The 15,471-nt window shown below is 64.0% G+C and carries 11 protein-coding genes; 3 read left to right on the plus strand and 8 right to left on the minus strand.

All coding sequences use genetic code 11. From position 1 onward, the window contains the following. The first annotated feature begins 86 nt into the window (after positions 1-86). The gene (locus JaAD80_RS14490) at positions 87-935 is read left to right on the plus strand and encodes an IclR family transcriptional regulator (protein ID WP_102294994.1); all 849 of its coding nucleotides are present in this window, start codon (positions 87-89) and stop codon (positions 933-935) included. On the opposite strand, the gene JaAD80_RS14495 is transcribed toward JaAD80_RS14490, so the two are convergent. The 8 genes from JaAD80_RS14495 to JaAD80_RS14530 all read right to left on the minus strand — a co-directional run bounded on the left by JaAD80_RS14495 (position 932) and on the right by JaAD80_RS14530 (position 13,354). Then, positions 932-2,158: a 6-phosphofructokinase gene (locus JaAD80_RS14495; protein WP_102294978.1), complete on the minus strand. Its 1,227-nt coding sequence runs from the start codon at positions 2,156-2,158 to the stop codon at positions 932-934. The two genes, JaAD80_RS14490 and JaAD80_RS14495, sit on opposite strands and share 4 nt — an antisense overlap. A gap of 33 nt (positions 2,159-2,191) precedes the next feature. Then, positions 2,192-4,267 carry a S9 family peptidase gene (locus JaAD80_RS14500; RefSeq protein ID WP_180979424.1) on the minus strand — a complete coding sequence of 692 codons (2,076 nt, stop codon included), beginning with the start codon at positions 4,265-4,267 and terminating at the stop codon, positions 2,192-2,194. A 75-nt stretch (positions 4,268-4,342) separates the two neighbouring features. After that, positions 4,343-6,382: a S9 family peptidase gene (locus JaAD80_RS14505; protein WP_102294981.1), complete on the minus strand. Its 2,040-nt coding sequence runs from the start codon at positions 6,380-6,382 to the stop codon at positions 4,343-4,345. 190 nt (positions 6,383-6,572) lie between these two features. Next, the gene (locus JaAD80_RS14510) at positions 6,573-8,624 is read right to left on the minus strand and encodes a prolyl oligopeptidase family serine peptidase (protein ID WP_102294983.1); all 2,052 of its coding nucleotides are present in this window, start codon (positions 8,622-8,624) and stop codon (positions 6,573-6,575) included. A 108-nt stretch (positions 8,625-8,732) separates the two neighbouring features. Beyond that, positions 8,733-10,781 carry a sodium:solute symporter family protein gene (locus tag JaAD80_RS14515; RefSeq protein WP_102294985.1) on the minus strand — a complete coding sequence of 683 codons (2,049 nt, stop codon included), beginning with the start codon at positions 10,779-10,781 and terminating at the stop codon, positions 8,733-8,735. Next, positions 10,778-11,092, minus strand: coding sequence for a DUF4212 domain-containing protein (locus tag JaAD80_RS14520; RefSeq protein ID WP_102294987.1), 315 nt, complete (start codon positions 11,090-11,092; stop codon positions 10,778-10,780). The genes JaAD80_RS14515 and JaAD80_RS14520 overlap by 4 nt, the downstream gene beginning before the upstream one ends. After that, positions 11,085-12,623: a sensor histidine kinase gene (locus JaAD80_RS14525; RefSeq protein WP_258003000.1), complete on the minus strand. Its 1,539-nt coding sequence runs from the start codon at positions 12,621-12,623 to the stop codon at positions 11,085-11,087. Before JaAD80_RS14525 ends, JaAD80_RS14520 begins: the two co-directional genes overlap by 8 nt. Next, complete coding sequence (locus JaAD80_RS14530; RefSeq protein ID WP_102294988.1) at positions 12,620-13,354, minus strand: response regulator transcription factor; 735 nt, start codon at positions 13,352-13,354, stop codon at positions 12,620-12,622. Before JaAD80_RS14530 ends, JaAD80_RS14525 begins: the two co-directional genes overlap by 4 nt. A 235-nt stretch (positions 13,355-13,589) precedes the next feature. Here JaAD80_RS14530 and recA point away from each other — a divergent pair, with 235 nt between their 5' ends. Together recA and recX are read left to right on the plus strand one after the other, a co-directional pair. After that, positions 13,590-14,693: a recombinase RecA gene (gene recA / locus JaAD80_RS14535; RefSeq protein WP_034746069.1), complete on the plus strand. Its 1,104-nt coding sequence runs from the start codon at positions 13,590-13,592 to the stop codon at positions 14,691-14,693. A 214-nt stretch (positions 14,694-14,907) separates the two neighbouring features. Further along, positions 14,908-15,363 (plus strand): recombination regulator RecX, encoded by a 456-nt coding sequence (gene recX, locus JaAD80_RS14540; RefSeq protein WP_102294991.1) that lies wholly within the window; start codon positions 14,908-14,910, stop codon positions 15,361-15,363. Positions 15,364-15,471 lie beyond the last annotated feature (108 nt).

The raw sequence follows: 15,471 nt of genomic DNA on the forward strand, positions 1-15,471 counted from the left end.
TTTTGGAACGTCTGGTTCCATTTATAAAAGACGTGCAGCACCGGGACAAGCGGAAACCGCCGCATACGCGAGAGGTGAAACAGAACATGCATGATGCGTTTCAAAAACGGCAGGCCGAGGCCGAAGAAGACAACTCTGCGGGTGGTGTGGTGGCTGCCAGCGCGGCGGCCAGCCATGGCGACGAGGCGCGCGGCTTGCGCGTGCTGCGCCTGATCGAGCACCTGGCCAGCGCCAGTCAGCCCCTGACCCTGTCGCAGCTGGCCACGCGCATGCAGGTGCCGAAGGCGAGCATGATGCGTTTGCTCGATACCCTGGAGCAGCACGGCTATGTGCTGCGCACGCCCGTGGGGCGCGGCTACGTGCCCGGCGCCGCTTCCACCAACCTGGCGCTGGCGACCCTGCGCAACAATGCCCTGATCCGCGTCAGCCGCAGCATCCTGGGCAGCCTGGTGGCCGTCACGGGCGAGACGTGCAATCTGGCCATTCCCGAGGGCAATGCGATCGTGTATGTGGACCGGGTGGAAACGCAGGAAGCACTGCGCCTGCACCTGGTGCTGGGCACGCGCGCGCCCATGCATTGCACGGCCAGCGGAAAATTATTTCTGGCGCACATGACCTTGCTGGAGCGGCGCGAATTGCTGGCCATGCTGGGCCTGGAAGCGCGCACGCCGAAAAGCATCACGGATCCCGTGCTGCTGGAGCGCGAGATCGTGCGTATCGCCCGTCTGGGCATCGGCATCGACGACGAGGAATTCGTGCACGGCATGGTGGCCGTGGCCGTGCCCATCTGCGCGGCCGACGGGCGCATCGTGGCGGCCGTGGCCTGCCACGCGCCCGTGGCGCGCAAGTCCGTGGAGCAGCTGCTGCAGCACGTGCCGCAGCTCAAGGAGGCGGCCGTGAAACTGCGGCCGCTATTGCTGGCGGAAAATAGCTAGGGTTTCAAGACCTTCGCTACTTTTGCGGCTCTAAGGCGGAACGCATCGGGCATGCCCGAGCCCAGCAGCGGGCGCAGATACAGGCGGAAAGCGTCCGTCACATCCGTGCCGCTGGCGCTGATGAATTCGTCCTCCATGGTGCGTGTCTTGCCCGCCACCTCGGTGAGCGGCAGCAACTCATAATCGACGGAATAAAAGCCCGTGCGCTTGATGGCAACAGAGCCGTCACGCTCGCCCCACATGGCGAATTGCACCGCCTTTTCGCCCACCTCGCGCGCTTCGCGCTGGTCGACGTCGGAAACGCAGCCGATGAAGGAGCGCTGCAGGTAGCCGAAGGTATCGCCGCGCACGCGCTTGATGCCAAGTTTCGCCTTGATTTCGTCGCACAGCAGGTCGGCCAGCGCGCCCGTGCCGGACAATTGCACGTTGCCGTGCGCGTCGCGTTCGACTTCATTGCCCACCTGCCTGGCGAGCAGGCTGGCGATCGGCTCGCCCGAGGCGTCGTGGATGCCTTCCGAGACGGCGATCACGCAGCGGCCATATTTTTCATACGTCGCCTTGACGTCGGCGAGGAACTGTTCCAGCACGAAGACGCGCTCGGGCAGGTAGATCAGGTGCGGCCCATCGTCGGGAAACTTCTTGCCCAGCGCCGAGGCCGCCGTCAGGAAGCCCGCGTGGCGGCCCATCACCACGCCCACGTAGACCCCGGGCAAGGCCGCGTTGTCCAGGTTGGCGCCGGCGAACGCTTGCGCGACGAAGCGCGCGGCGGACGGAAAGCCGGGCGTGTGGTCGCTGCCCACCAGGTCGTTGTCGATGGTTTTCGGAATATGGATGCAGCGCAGCGGATAGCCGGCCTTGTGCGCTTCTTCGCTGACGATGCGCACCGTGTCGGACGAGTCGTTGCCGCCGATGTAAAAGAAATGTTCGATCTCGTGCGCGCGCAGCACTGCGAAGATTTGCTGGCAGTAGGCGATGTCCGGCTTGTCGCGCGTGGAGCCGAGCGCCGACGAGGGCGTGGCGGCCACCAGCTCCAGGTTATGGCTGGTTTCCTGCGTCAGATCAACGAATTCTTCATTGACGATGCCGCGCACCCCGTGCAGCGCCCCATATACGCGCGTGACGTGCTGGAAACGCCGCGATTCGAGCACCACGCCCACCAGCGACTGGTTGATGACGGCGGTGGGACCGCCCCCTTGGGCGACAAGAATTTTTCCAGACGGCATGGGTTTTCCTCGTGAGTGGAACGGCCCTCCAGCCTACTCCTTTTTTGCCGCCGCGCTGGCTTTTCCGATGTGCTTGTCGAGGAATTTTTCGCTCTGCTGCCAGAAGTCGACATGGGTTTGCGGCAAGACCCAGTCGTGCCCTTCGTCGCCATACTCTATCCATTGCGCTTGCGCACTGCTCTTGCGGATGGCGTCAAACAGCGCGCGCGCATCGGACATGGGCACGATGTGGTCGGTGTAGCCGTGGGCCATCAGCAGCGGCGCGGTGATGCGGGCCGGCTGGTGGCGTGGCGAGTTATCGCGTAGCAAGGCCTTGTCCCTGTCCGCATCGCCCAGCAGCATGGCCAAGGTGTATTGCTCATCGCTGTTGCGCAAATCATCATCGAGCCACCAGTTGACTTCATCCTTGAGTTCGCGCAAATCGGGAATGCTGGACCAGGCGATGCCGCAGCGGAACAGGCCCGCATCGCGCTGCAAACCCATCAGGGTGGCATAGCCGCCGTAGCCGCCGCCGGCCAGGCAGATGCGCTGCGGATCGGCGATGCCTTCGCCAATGGCCCAGCGCGCCGCATCGGCGATATCGTCCTGCATGGCCAGGCCCCATTGTTTCCATCCTGCTTGGAAATGCCGCGCGCCCAGTCCCGTGCTGCCACGGTAGTCGGGTTCCAGCACGGCATAGCCGCGCGACGCCAGAAACTGGCTGTCCGGCTGCCAGCCCCAGTCGCCGCGCTGCCACGGACCATCATGGATCAGCACCACCAGCGGCAGCTGGCGGCCATTCCCCTTGGGCAAGGTGAGCCAGGCGGGCAGCATCAAGCCATCGCGCGCTTTGATGTGCAGCAATTGTCTGGACGCCATGCGTTCGGCGGCAACGGCGGGATAGGCTTTTCCCAGGGGAATCAACTTGCCGCTTGCCCGCTCGAACAGGCGATAAATGGGCGGCTGGACATCGGACCAGCTCGACACCAGCACCCACGGTGCATCCGTGCGCTGCGCTACGCTCAGCGTATTGACGGTGGCGGGCAGGCGCGCATTGACGGCCAGCTGCATGGCCTGCATGTCCGCATCGAGCCACAAGGTGGTTTCCGCATCCGTCCTGTAGCGGATGCCCAGCAGTCTGGCATCGTTATGCACCATGGTGGCCTGGATATCATAGTCGGGCGAGGCGAGCACGGGGGCGCCATCGAGGCGCTGGTTTTGCTGGTCGAAACGGTACAGCGCCAGCTTGTCGCCGCCATTGCGCGCATACACATACAACTGCCCGTCCGGTGCGAGGAAGGCGGGGGCGATGGCTACGCCGTTTGCATCCGCCGGCATCACCTGCGCCAGCTTGCGCCAGGTGCCGGCCGGGCGGTCGAAGGTGTAGGCCATGTTGCGCTTCTCCGCGAACTCCTTGTCCATGCGCCAGGCCACGCCCGAGTCGCTCATCCAGTACAGCAGGTCGGGCGGCATGTTGACGGTTTCGTAGCCGCCCGTCAGCGTATTGAGGCGGCCCGTCGAGGTATCGGTGATCGAGTTCAGGCGGCTCAGATGGGTGCGCCAGACGTAGACGAAGTTGCCCGTCTGCGCGCTGATATGGTCGATCAGGAAGGTCGACCATGGCTGCAGCAGCATGCCCGGCTTGTCGCGCACGATGCCTTCGCGGGTGGCCAGCTGGCGGTAGCCGCTGCCGTCCTTGTTGACGGCGAACATGCCCGATGCAAACCGCTGCCTTCCCTGGCCGCGTTGCCGGTCCACCAGGCTGTAGGCCAGGCGATCGTTATTGACCCACTGGAAATTGGCGATATCCGCATCGTTGAAATAGGCCACCACCGTCGCCTGCATGCTGGCCAGGTCCAGCACGCTCAGGCGCACCCGCTGGCGCTCGCCGGCCGGCAGTACGCGCATCGCCAGGAAACGCCCATCGGGCGACAGCGTGGCGCCGCCCAGCGAGCGGGGAGCAAAGAACAGGCTGGCCGGCAAGGCCGATGCGGATGCCCCTGCGGCAGTGGGCGCTGCCGGGGTCGCCAGCGTTTCCTGGGCTTGCGCCTGCGCAAATGGCAGGGGCGCCAGCGCCAGCAACAGGGGGAACAGCAGGCGGCGGGGCAGGCGGCGTAACATCGACAACATCATTCTTTCTCTTTCGGTGATTCGTGACAAATGCACGGGGAAGCGCACGGGCAAGCGCATGCGTGCGCTGTGGCCTTACTGGCTGGCGCTGCCAGGACCGATATTGCGGTCCAGGAATTTCTCGACGCGCTGCCAGAAGTCCACGCGCGTGGCCGGCAAGGCCCAGCCGTGGCCTTCCGTGGCGTATTCCACCCATTCCACCTGCGCATTGGTTTTGCGTACGGCATCGTAGAACTGGCGGCCGTGCGGGAGCGGCACGCGCTGGTCGGCGCTGCCGTAGGCCAGCAGCAGCGGCTGCGTGATGCGCGCCGCCTGCTGCAGCGGCGAGGTGGCCTTGAACTGGGCCGCATCCTTGACGGGGTCGCCGATCAGCACGGGCATGCCGTACTGGCGGTAGTGCTCGGAAACGTTGGAGTAGCCGCCCCAGCTGCCGTTGCGCAGCAGGTCGATGTCGGTGACGCCCAGCCAGTCGATGCCGCAGCGGTACAGGTCCGGGTCGTTGATCAAGCCCATCAGTGTGGCATAGCCGCCATAGCTGGCGCCGGCGATGCAGATGCGGCGCGGGTCGGCGATGCCCTGGGCAATGGCCCAGCGCGCGCCATCGGCGATGTCGTCCTGCATTTTCAAGCCCCATTGCTTCCAGCCCGCCTTGAAGTGATGCTCGCCGTAACCGGTGCTGCCGCGGTATTCCGGTTCCAGCACGACATAGCCGCGCGAGGCGAGGAACTGGCTTTCCGCATCCCAGTCCCAGCTGTTGCGCACCCAGGGGCCGCCATGCACGAGCACCACCATCGGGCGCATTTTGACCTGTCCCTTGGGCAGGGTCAGCCAGGCAGGAATGTCGAGGCCATCGCGGGCCTGGTAGTGGCGCAAGTCCTTGTTCGCCATCTGCGATGGCAGGATGGCGGGATGAGCACTGCCCAGCACGCTCAAGCTGGCGGTGTCGCTGTTAAACAGGTAGTACGTGACAGGCATGGTGTCCGACACGCTGCGCACCAGGATGAAAGGCGTGGCCGAACGCCAGCCCGTGGACAGGCTGTTGATGCTCATGGGCAGCATGCCATTTACCTGTTTTTGCAGCGCCTGCATCTTTTCGTCGAGCCACTGCGTGGTTTGCGCATCCGTTTCATAGCGCAGGCCCAGCAGGCGGTCATTGGCGCCCAGCATTTCCGCGTGCACGTCGAAGTCCGCTGACGCAGCCAGCGGCGTGTCGTCGATGCGGTTCTTTTCCAGGTCATAGCGGTACAGCGCCTGCTTGTCGCTGCCATGCCGGGCATGCACGTACAAGGTGCCGTCGGGCGCAAAGAAGGCGGGCGAGAAGGCGTCCTTGCCGCCGTGATAGGCATCGAAACGGGCCAGCACGCGCCATGGCGCCTCGGCGCTGTCGCGGTAGTACGTGACCTCATTGCCGCCGTCGGGCGCCTGCGCGATGCGCAATTGCCCCTGCTTGTCGAACAGCCAGTTGCGCGCGCCGGCCGGCTGCGCCACCGTCCGGGAGATGCCGGTGCTGGTATTGAGGCGCAGCAGCGCCAGGTCGTGGATCTCGCCGGGACGGGTAAAGTCCGGCTGCACGACAAAGACGTCGTCCGATTGCTGGTCGCCGATGCTTTGCAGCAGGTAGGTGTTCCACGGCAGCATCAATATGGCGCGCTTGTTCTGGCGCGACTCGTTGCGCGTCACCAGTTGCCGGTAATTGCCGCCATCGGCATTGACGGCATACAGGCCCGCGCCATAACGCAGGGCGCCCTGCGCCAGCTGGCGGTCCGCCAGGTCGAAGACGAGACGCTGGTCGTTGACCCAGCGGAAGGTATTCACATCGGCATCGCTGAAGAACGCCACCACCTTCACCTGCATGCTGGCCAGTTCCAGCACGGCCAGGCGCACGCGCTGGCCGGGAGGCGCCACGCGCACGGCCAGGCGGCGGCCGTCAGGCGACAGGATGGCGCCGCTGAACGAGGTGCTGTCGAAAAAATGTTCGATGGGAATTCGTGCGCCTGGCGTGGCGGGTGCGGGGGCAGCCGTGGCTGGCGGCGCATCGGCCGCCCATGCGGCCGGGGTGCCGGCAAGAGCGCACAGGGACGCGAACAGTGCTGCGTAAAACGGTTTGGCAAACATGTGTTCCTTTTGAGCGTGGTATTGATGTCATGCGGGTGGCTATCTGCAGCGTAAGGCGGGCTGCATGGCCTGTGGTGGCGCTGGAAGGCCGCCCCGTCGCGCTGCCAGCAAGCGCTGCGGCGCTGCGGCCAGTGTCGCCGTCACCGTCCAGGGTGGGTGCTGGCGGAACGGCTCTGGCGGCGTGGGTGCGCTATGGGGCGGTGGCCGGAGCGGGCGCCGGCGCGCCGGCAGGCGCTGCCGTACTGGCCGCACCGATGCTACGGGCCAGCAATTTCTCCGCGCGCGTCCAGAAGTCGACATTGTTTTTCTGCAGTGCCCAGCCGTGGCCTTCCTCGCTGTACAGCACCCATTCGACATGCGGGTTGGTCTTGCTGACCGCCTGGTAGAACAGGCGGCCCTGGCTGGCTGGCACGCGATGGTCGGCGCCGCCGTAGCCGAGCAGCAAGGGTTGCGTGATGCGGGCCGCCTGCTGCAGCGGCGAGGTGGCCTTCAGCTGTGCCGCATCAAGCACGGCGTCGCCGACCATGTCCTTCATGCCGCTTTTCTTGTAGGAATCGGCCAGGTCGGAATCGCCCGTCCAGTGTCCGTCGCGCATCATGTTGATGTCGGTGACGCCAACCCAGTTGATGCCGCACTTGAACAGATCAGGATCGTTGAGCAGGCCCATCAGGGTGGAGTAGCCGCCATAGCTGGCACCGGCGATGCAGATGCGCTGCGGGTCCGCATAGCCGTTGGCGATGGCCCAGCGGGCGCCGTCGGCGATGTCGTCCTGCATTTTCAAGCCCCATTGTTTCCAGCCGGCCTTGTAGTGGGCGTGACCATAGCCGGTGCTGCCGCGGTAGTCCGGCTCCAGCACGGCATAGCCGCGCGAGGCGAGGAACTGGGTTTCGCGGTTCCAGTTCCAGTGGCCGCCGCGCACCCAGGGGCCGCCATGCACCATGACCACCATGGGCAGGTTCTTGCCGCTGTGGCCTTTGGGCAGGGTCAGGTAGGCTGGAATGCTGAGGCCATCGCGCGCCTGGTAGCGTACCAGGCGCTTGTGCGACATTTTCAATGGATCGATGGCAGGGTGGCTGTTGCCTACGGGCATGAGCTGGCCGGACTCGGTATTGAAGATGAGGACGCTGGCTGGCTGCACGTCGGAACTGGCCGTGACCAGCACGAAAGGCGTGGCTGGCCGTTTCGCCACAGAAATGGTGTTGACGGTCGCCGGCAGCAAGGCATCGATCCTGGACTGGATGGCGTCGAGTGGCTTGTCGAACCAGATCGTGCCGCTGGCATCGGTTTCAAAACGCATGCCCAGCAATTTGTCGGCGCCCTGAACGGGGATGCCGGAAAAATCGTAGCCTGGCGTGTTGGCCAGCGGCGCGCCGTCGATGGCATCCTTCGCCAGGTCATAGCGGTAGACCGCTTCCGTGCCCTTGTATGGCGCGTGCACATAGAAATTACCCTTGGCATCAAAGAAAGCCGGCGAAAAATCGCCGCCCTTCGCTTGATACACATCGCTCTCGCGCAGCTTGCGCCACGGTGTCTGGGCATTGTCGCGGTAAAAAATGCTGCGCTTGTTTTCCTTGACCACCAGTGCGATGCGCACTTCGCCTTGCTGGTCGAGCAGCCAGCCCTGGGCATCGGCCAGGGTGGCGGCCACCTGGCTGATGCCCGTCACCGTATTGACCCGCAGCACTCTTTCCGATGGCACGCCGGTGGTGCTGAAGCTCGCTTCCGTCACGTAGATGTCGTCGTTGCCGGGATTGCCGCTGGCGCTGAGCAGGCGCGTGTTCCAGCTCAGCATCTCGCGCGTGCTGCTGGCGCTTTTCTTCGAATAGGTGTTGCTGGCCAGCTGGCGGTAGCCGCTGCCGTCGATATTGATGGCATACAGGCCCGGTCCGTACTGGATATCTCCTTGAGCAATATTGCGGTCCATTACGCTATACACGACACGCCGCTCGTTGACCCAGGCGATGCTGCTGATATCGGCGTCCTCGAACGACGTCAGGCCATTCACCTTCATGCTCGGCAAGTCGACCGTGTACAGCTGCACCCGTCCGCCCTTGGCACTGACCAGCACGGCGACATGGCGTCCGTCCGGCGAGAGCACGGCGCCGCTCAGGGCGGCATTGGCAAAGAAGTCGGCGATGGGGGCCGCCGCTGCCGTCGCTGGCGGGGCCGCGGCATGGGCTGGCAGGCTGGCAAGACTGGATAACAGGGCACTCAGGGTGAGACAGGCAAGGCTGGACCGCATGGTTACTCCGGATTGAATTGCTAGATTGAATATTCAATTGAATATTGTTTCTCCAAGGCTATCATTTGCAGGCGCTTTTAGCGAGTCCAGAGTATTTTTTTTATGTCATTATTCCGGCGCGCGGATATGCTCCACCAGTCCCGTGCTGCGGCGTCCCGGCGCCGGTGTCAGCCAGCTGACCAGCGCGGCAGCCGCCAGGCCCGCCGGCACGCCGAAAATGCCGGCGGAAATGGGCGCGATATGCAGCCATTGTCCGGCAGCATTTCCACCCAGCATGGGACTCGTGTGCAACATGTAATACAGGCACACGCCAAAGCCCGCCAGCATGCCCGCCAGCGCGCCCTGGTAGTTGGCGCGTTGCCAGAATACCCCCAGCACCAGCGGCGGAAACAGGGTCGAGGCGGCCAGCGAAAAGGCGATGCCCACCAGCGACAGGATGTCGGCCGGCTTTTGCGAGGCCGCGTAGGCGGCGATGAAGGCCACGGCCAGCAGCAGCAGCTTGGAAATCGTCACGCGCTTTTGCGTCGAGGCGGTTGGGTCGACCACCTTGTAATAGATGTCGTGCGAGAGGGCGTTCGAGATGGCCAGCAGCAAGCCGTCCGCCGTCGACAGGGCGGCGGCCAGGCCGCCAGCCGCCACCAGGCCGGAAATCACGTAGGGCAGGCCGGCGATCTCGGGCGTGGCCAGCACCAGCACGTCGGCATCGATGGCAATTTCCGCCAGCTGCACGATGCCGTCGCGGTTGACGTCGACAATGCTGATCAATGGGCTGAGCTTGTCCACATTGGCCCAGTACGACACCCAGGTGGGCAGGTTGGCATATTGCGTGCCCACCAGCGCGGAATAGATATCGTATTTGACCAGCACGGCCAGCGCGGGAATCGTGAGATAGATCAGGAGAATGAAGAACAGGGTCCAGAATACGGAGACGCGCGTCTCGTGCACGGATGGCGTGGTGTACGAGCGCATCAGGATATGCGGCAGGGCGGCCGTGCCCAGCATCATGCAGAACACGAGGGCGAGAAAATTATTGCGCTTGATGTCGGACTGTTCCCTGTCCGCCGCGGGAAACGGCTGCGCGTGGGGCGTGATGGGTTCGGCGCGCTTCTGGTTGTGGGCCTGCGCCGCCTGCCACAGCACGCGGGCTTCCTCGGGGCTTTTCGGATAGGCGATCAGCGCACGCTCCGCATTGCGGATGTCCAGCAGCGAGGCATTGCGCTGGCGCAGGTTGTCGAGCTGGCGCTGGGCGGCCAGATGGCCTTGCTCCCAGGCGGCAGGCAAGCCGTCGATGCGCGCCTGGTAGCTGATGGCGCGCTGGCGGAAGATGGCGCGCACCTCGTTTTCCCTGGGATCCGCTTCCAGAACGTGTTCGCGCGCGCTCAGCTGCGGCAAGACTTTACCGTAGGCGATCTGCGGCACGGGGTTGTCCGCATGCTTGACGGACAGCCACATGGCGGGAATCAGAAAGGCGATCAGGATGATGATGTACTGCGCCACCTGCGTCCACGTGATGGCGCGCATGCCGCCGAGAAATGAGCAGACCAGGATGCTGGCCAGGCCCAGGAAGATGCCGACGGAGAAATCCACGCCCGTGAAGCGCGAGGCGATCAGGCCGACCGCATAGATCTGCGCCACCACATAGGTAAACGAGACGATGATGGTGGCAGCCACGGCCACCACGCGCACGGCGGCGCCACGGCTGTCGCGCCCGCTGCCGTAGCGGGCGGCGAGGAAGTCGGGAATCGTGTACTGGCCGAACTTGCGCAGGTAGGGCGCGATCAGCAATGCCACCAGGCAGTAGCCGCCCGTCCAGCCCATGATAAAGGCCAGGCCGTCGAAGCCGTTCAGGTACAGGCCGCCCGCCAGGCTGATGAAGCTGGCTGCCGAGATCCAGTCGGCGGCCGTGGCCATGCCGTTGAACATGGCCGGCACCCGGCGTCCCGCCACATAGTATTCGGTGACGTTCGAAGTGCGGCTGATGACGCCGATGGTGGCGTACAGGGTGATGGTGACGAGCATGAACAGGTAGCCGATCCAGGTGCGCGGCATGCCCTCCTGTTCCAGCACCGTCAGGGCCAGCAGGAAGGCGGCGAAACCGGCGGAAAACAGCAGATAGTAGCGGCACAGGCGGGCAAAGAAACTGCGCTGGCCGCTCATGCTCGCTCTCCGGCATGGAAGGCGCGGTCGAGGCGGCGCATGCGCCACGCATAGCAGCCGATGATGGCCAGGTAGACGAGCGAGGCGCCCTGGGCCGCCATGTAGAAGGGCAGGGGCCAGCCGAACAGATTCAGGTGCAGCAGTTCGCGCGCGAAAAACACGGTCAGAAAGCCCGTCAGCAGCCAGATGGTGAGCAGGATGACGGTCAGGCGCCGCGTCGCTTTCCAGTGGGTAGCGAGGCGCTGCTGGTGCTCGGCAGTGGGCGTGCGCGCCGCCCGCTCGGGCGTCGCGGCGGGGCTCGGCTTATCCATACGTGATGTCATCCTCTTCTGGCGTCTCCGGCAACAGCAGGGCAATGCTCAGGCGCAGCAAAGTGCCCGGCATTTTCGGCGATTGGGCGCGCGGATTATTAAAAATGTCGACTTCGGCGCCATGCTGCTGGGCGATTTCCCGCACGATGGCCAGGCCCAGGCCGCTGCCGTCGGCATTGCTGCCGAGGATGCGGTAAAAGCGTTCAAACACGTGCGCCCGCTCGGCCGGCGCAATGCCGGGCCCGGTATCTTCCACTTCCAGGATGGCCAGTTCAAGCGTGCTGCGCACGCGCACCGTGACGCTGCCGCCGGCCGGCGTGTAGCGCAGGGCATTGTCGATCAGGTTGCTGAGCAGTTCACGCAGCATCATGGCGTTGCCGGAAATCATGATGGGATACGCGGCTTGCTCGAAGCCCAGGTCGATATGCTGGGCAAACGAGGCTTGTACCCAGTCCTGCACCACGCCGCGCGCCAGTTCGCTCAATTCGAGCGGTGCAAAGGCCGTGCCCGCCTGTGGCTGGTTTTCCGCGCGCGCCAGGGCCAGCAGCTGATTCACCAGGCGCGTGGCCGCTTCGGAACTTTTCGCCAGCTGCAGCAGCGAGCGGTGGATTTCATCGTGGTCGGTCTGGCGCAAGGCCAGCTCGGACTGCATGCGCATGCCGGCCAGCGGCGTTTTCATCTGGTGCGCCGCATCGGCGATGAAGCGTTTCTGCATGTCGATCGACAGCGACAGGCGCGACAGCATTTCATTGAGCGAGCCCACCAGTGGCGTGATTTCCTCGGGCACCTGGCCCGATTCGATGGGACTCAAATCGTCGGGCGGCCGCGCGCGTATGCGTTCCTGCAACTGCGCCAGCGGCGACAGGCCGCGCGCCAGGGCAAACCAGACCAGGGCCAGGATCACGGGCAGGATGATGAACTGCGGCAAAATCACGCCCTTGATGATTTCATTGGCCAGCTGGGCGCGCTTTTCCAGGGTCTCGGCCACCTGCACCAGCGCGCGTCGCGGCTCGTCCTCGGTGCTGGCCGGCATGTCGAGATAGGTAAACGCCACGCGCACGGGCGTGCCGTGGATGGTATCGTTGCGGAACAGCACCATGCCGCTGCGGTACTTGTCGGGGTCCTGCGGCGGCGGCAGGTCGCGGTCGCCGTCGAGATACTCGCCGCGTCCGCCCACCACCAGGTAATACAGGGTGTCGACATCGTCGCCGCGCAGGAAGTCGCGGCCCTTGTTGTTGCTGTTGCGTTCGGGAACGTGGCGCAGCAATTCGCCATCGGCCTGCTTGACCTGCTGCGTCAGCACGGTGACGCTGTCTTCCAGCGCATGGTCGAAGGGCTGGTTGGCGATGCCCTTGGCCACCAGGTAGGTGATGGCGATACTCATGGGCCACAGCAGCAGCAAGGGCGCCAGCATCCAGTCGAGGATTTCGCCAAACAGCGAATGCTGGATCGTGTCATCCTGTTCCGTCGTGGGCGGCTCGAACCAGTCGTCGTCAGTGGCCTCGTCCGTAGGCGCCTCGCGCGTTTTCACTTGCTGGCCGGTCCATGGGCCTGGCCTTCAGCCGCGCCCGCTTCAGCGTTCAGGCGTGCCGCTTCCGAGTATTTCTCCAGGCAATAGCCGAGGCCGCGTACCGTGGCGATGCGCACGCCGCCCACTTCGATCTTCTTGCGCAGGCGGTGCACATATACTTCGATGGCGTTGTTCGACACTTCCTCGCCCCATTCGCACAGGTGGTCGACCAGCTGTTCCTTCGAGACCAGGCGGCCGGTGCGGCCCAGCAGGATTTCCAGCAAACCCAGTTCGCGCGCCGACAGGTCGAGCATCTGGTCGTTGATGTAGGCGCTGCGCCCCACCTGGTCATAGCTGAGCGGGCCGTGCTTGATGATGGTGGCGCCGCCGCCCGCGCCGCGCCGCGTCAGGGCGCGCACTCTTGCCTCCAGTTCCGACAGGGCGAACGGCTTGGCCATATAATCATCGGCGCCGAGGTCGAGGCCATTTACGCGTTGCTCGATGGAATCGGCGGCAGTCAGGATCAGCACGGGCAGCAGCGAGGCGCGCGCGCGCAGGCGGCGCAGCACTTCCAGTCCGGACATTTTTGGCAGGCCCAGGTCGAGGATCAGCAAGTCGAATTCCTGGGTGGACAGGGCGGTATCGGCCTCTTGCCCCGTCTTGACGTAATCGATCGCATAACCGGATTGGCGCAGTGAGCGGGTCAGGCCGTCGGCCAGCACGCTATCGTCTTCGGCAAGTAAAATACGCATGGTCAGGCTTCCTATGCTTGCAGCGGTAGAAGCTTGTATTGTGTTTCATTTTCCGCAAGGTGGCGAGTTTTTGTGAAAAACAAGGGTTGTATTGATCTGTTTCAAAACAAATCCACGTTCCGCTTGCATTGAGCACTGTTTTTTTATACAGTAGTGTCTGTAACGAATTTAACCCCGCGCTGAATTTAACCCACGGAATTTAACCGACGCGCTAAATCTCAGGCTGAAAGAACATATGGACGATAAAAAAGCTGTAGTACCCGCATCGGAAAAAGCCAAGGCGCTCGCCGCCGCGCTGGCGCAGATCGAGAAGCAGTTTGGCAAAGGTTCGGTCATGCGCATGGATGCCAGCGCCCCGATCGAAGAAGTGCAAGTCGTGTCGACCGGTTCGCTCGGCCTGGATATCGCGCTGGGCGTGGGCGGCTTGCCGCGCGGCCGCGTGGTGGAAATCTACGGTCCGGAATCGTCGGGTAAAACCACCTTGACCCTGCAAACCATCGCGGAAATGCAAAAACTGGGCGGCACCTGCGCCTTTATCGATGCCGAGCACGCGCTCGACGTCGGCTATGCGCAAAAGCTGGGCGTGAACCTGCATGAACTGCTGATCTCGCAACCGGATACGGGCGAGCAGGCGCTGGAAATCTGCGACGCCCTCGTGCGTTCGGGCAGCGTCGACCTGGTCGTCATTGACTCCGTGGCCGCACTGACGCCACGCGCCGAGATCGAAGGCGACATGGGCGATTCCCTGCCAGGCCTGCAAGCGCGTCTGATGTCGCAAGCCCTGCGCAAGCTGACCGGCTCCATCAACCGCACGAATACCCTGGTCATCTTCATCAACCAGATCCGCATGAAGATCGGCGTGATGTTCGGCAGCCCGGAAACCACCACCGGTGGTAACGCGCTGAAATTCTACGCTTCCGTGCGCCTGGATATCCGCCGCACCGGCTCGATCAAGTCGGGCGACGAAGTGATCGGCAACGAAACCAAGGTCAAGGTCGTCAAGAACAAGATTGCGCCGCCATTCAAGGAAGCGCACTTCGACATCCTGTACGGTGCCGGCACCTCGCGCGAAGGCGAAATCCTGGACCTGGGCTCGGATGCCAAGATCGTGGAGAAATCCGGTTCGTGGTACAGCTACAACGGCGAACGCATCGGCCAGGGCAAGGACAATGCCCGCGCCTTCCTGCAAGAGCGTCCGGCGCTGGCGCGCGAGATCGAAAACAAGGTCCGCGCCTCGCTGGGCGTGCGTGAACTGCCGCCGCTGGCTGCTGAAAAGCCGGAAAAAGCCGATAAAGCCGCCGACAAGGCTGCCAAGGCTGCGGAAGCCAAGCCAGAGTAACTCGGATTAGCGCGGCAAAGCCGCGCGTAATCCGACAACACCACAGACGTCAACAATGTTGTCGGATTACGGCCCAAGGGGCCTAATCCGACCTACGCATGGCTTGCCGCAAGGTATGACCATGATCGCCGTCCCGCGCTGCTGCGCCGGGCGGCGATTGTGTTTGGGTGGTGTGATTTTGGAGTGAGCGTGAAATGAAAGACAAGGTGGGGGTATGGCCGCAGTACAACTAAGCCTGAAGGGCAGGGCGCTACGTTTCTTGTCGATGCGTGAACACAGCCGCATGGAATTGCGCCGCAAGCTGCAGCGGCACGCGCAGGAGGGCGACGATGTGGAAGCCTTGCTCGACAGCCTGGAGAAAGCCAACTGGCTGTCGCAGGAGCGCTTTTCCGAATCGCTGATCCACCGCCGCTCGGCCCGCTTTGGCAATAGCCGCATCATGGCCGAACTGCAAAGCCATGGCATCGGCGGCGAAGCGCTGCAGGAACTCAAGGCGGGCCTGGCGGAAGGGGAAACGGCACGCGCCTGCGAAGTCTGGCGCCGCAAGTTCGGGCAAGTGGCACAGGATGCGGAGCAGCGCAACAAGCAGATGCGCTTCCTGATGCAGCGCGGCTTTTCCCAGCGCGCCGTGCAGGTGGCCCTCAAGGGGCTGGATCCGGACGAGGAATAAGGCAGGCTGCGGCGGCCACTGCCACCGCCACCATCGCGCCATGGTCACGGCGCCTGGCGTTCTGCCTGCCTGCCTGCCAGCCCAGCCCAGCCCAGCCCAGCCCAGCCC

The sequence above is a fragment of the Janthinobacterium sp. AD80 genome, from assembly GCF_002878455.1.
In the GTDB taxonomy this organism is placed as follows: domain Bacteria; phylum Pseudomonadota; class Gammaproteobacteria; order Burkholderiales; family Burkholderiaceae_D; genus Janthinobacterium.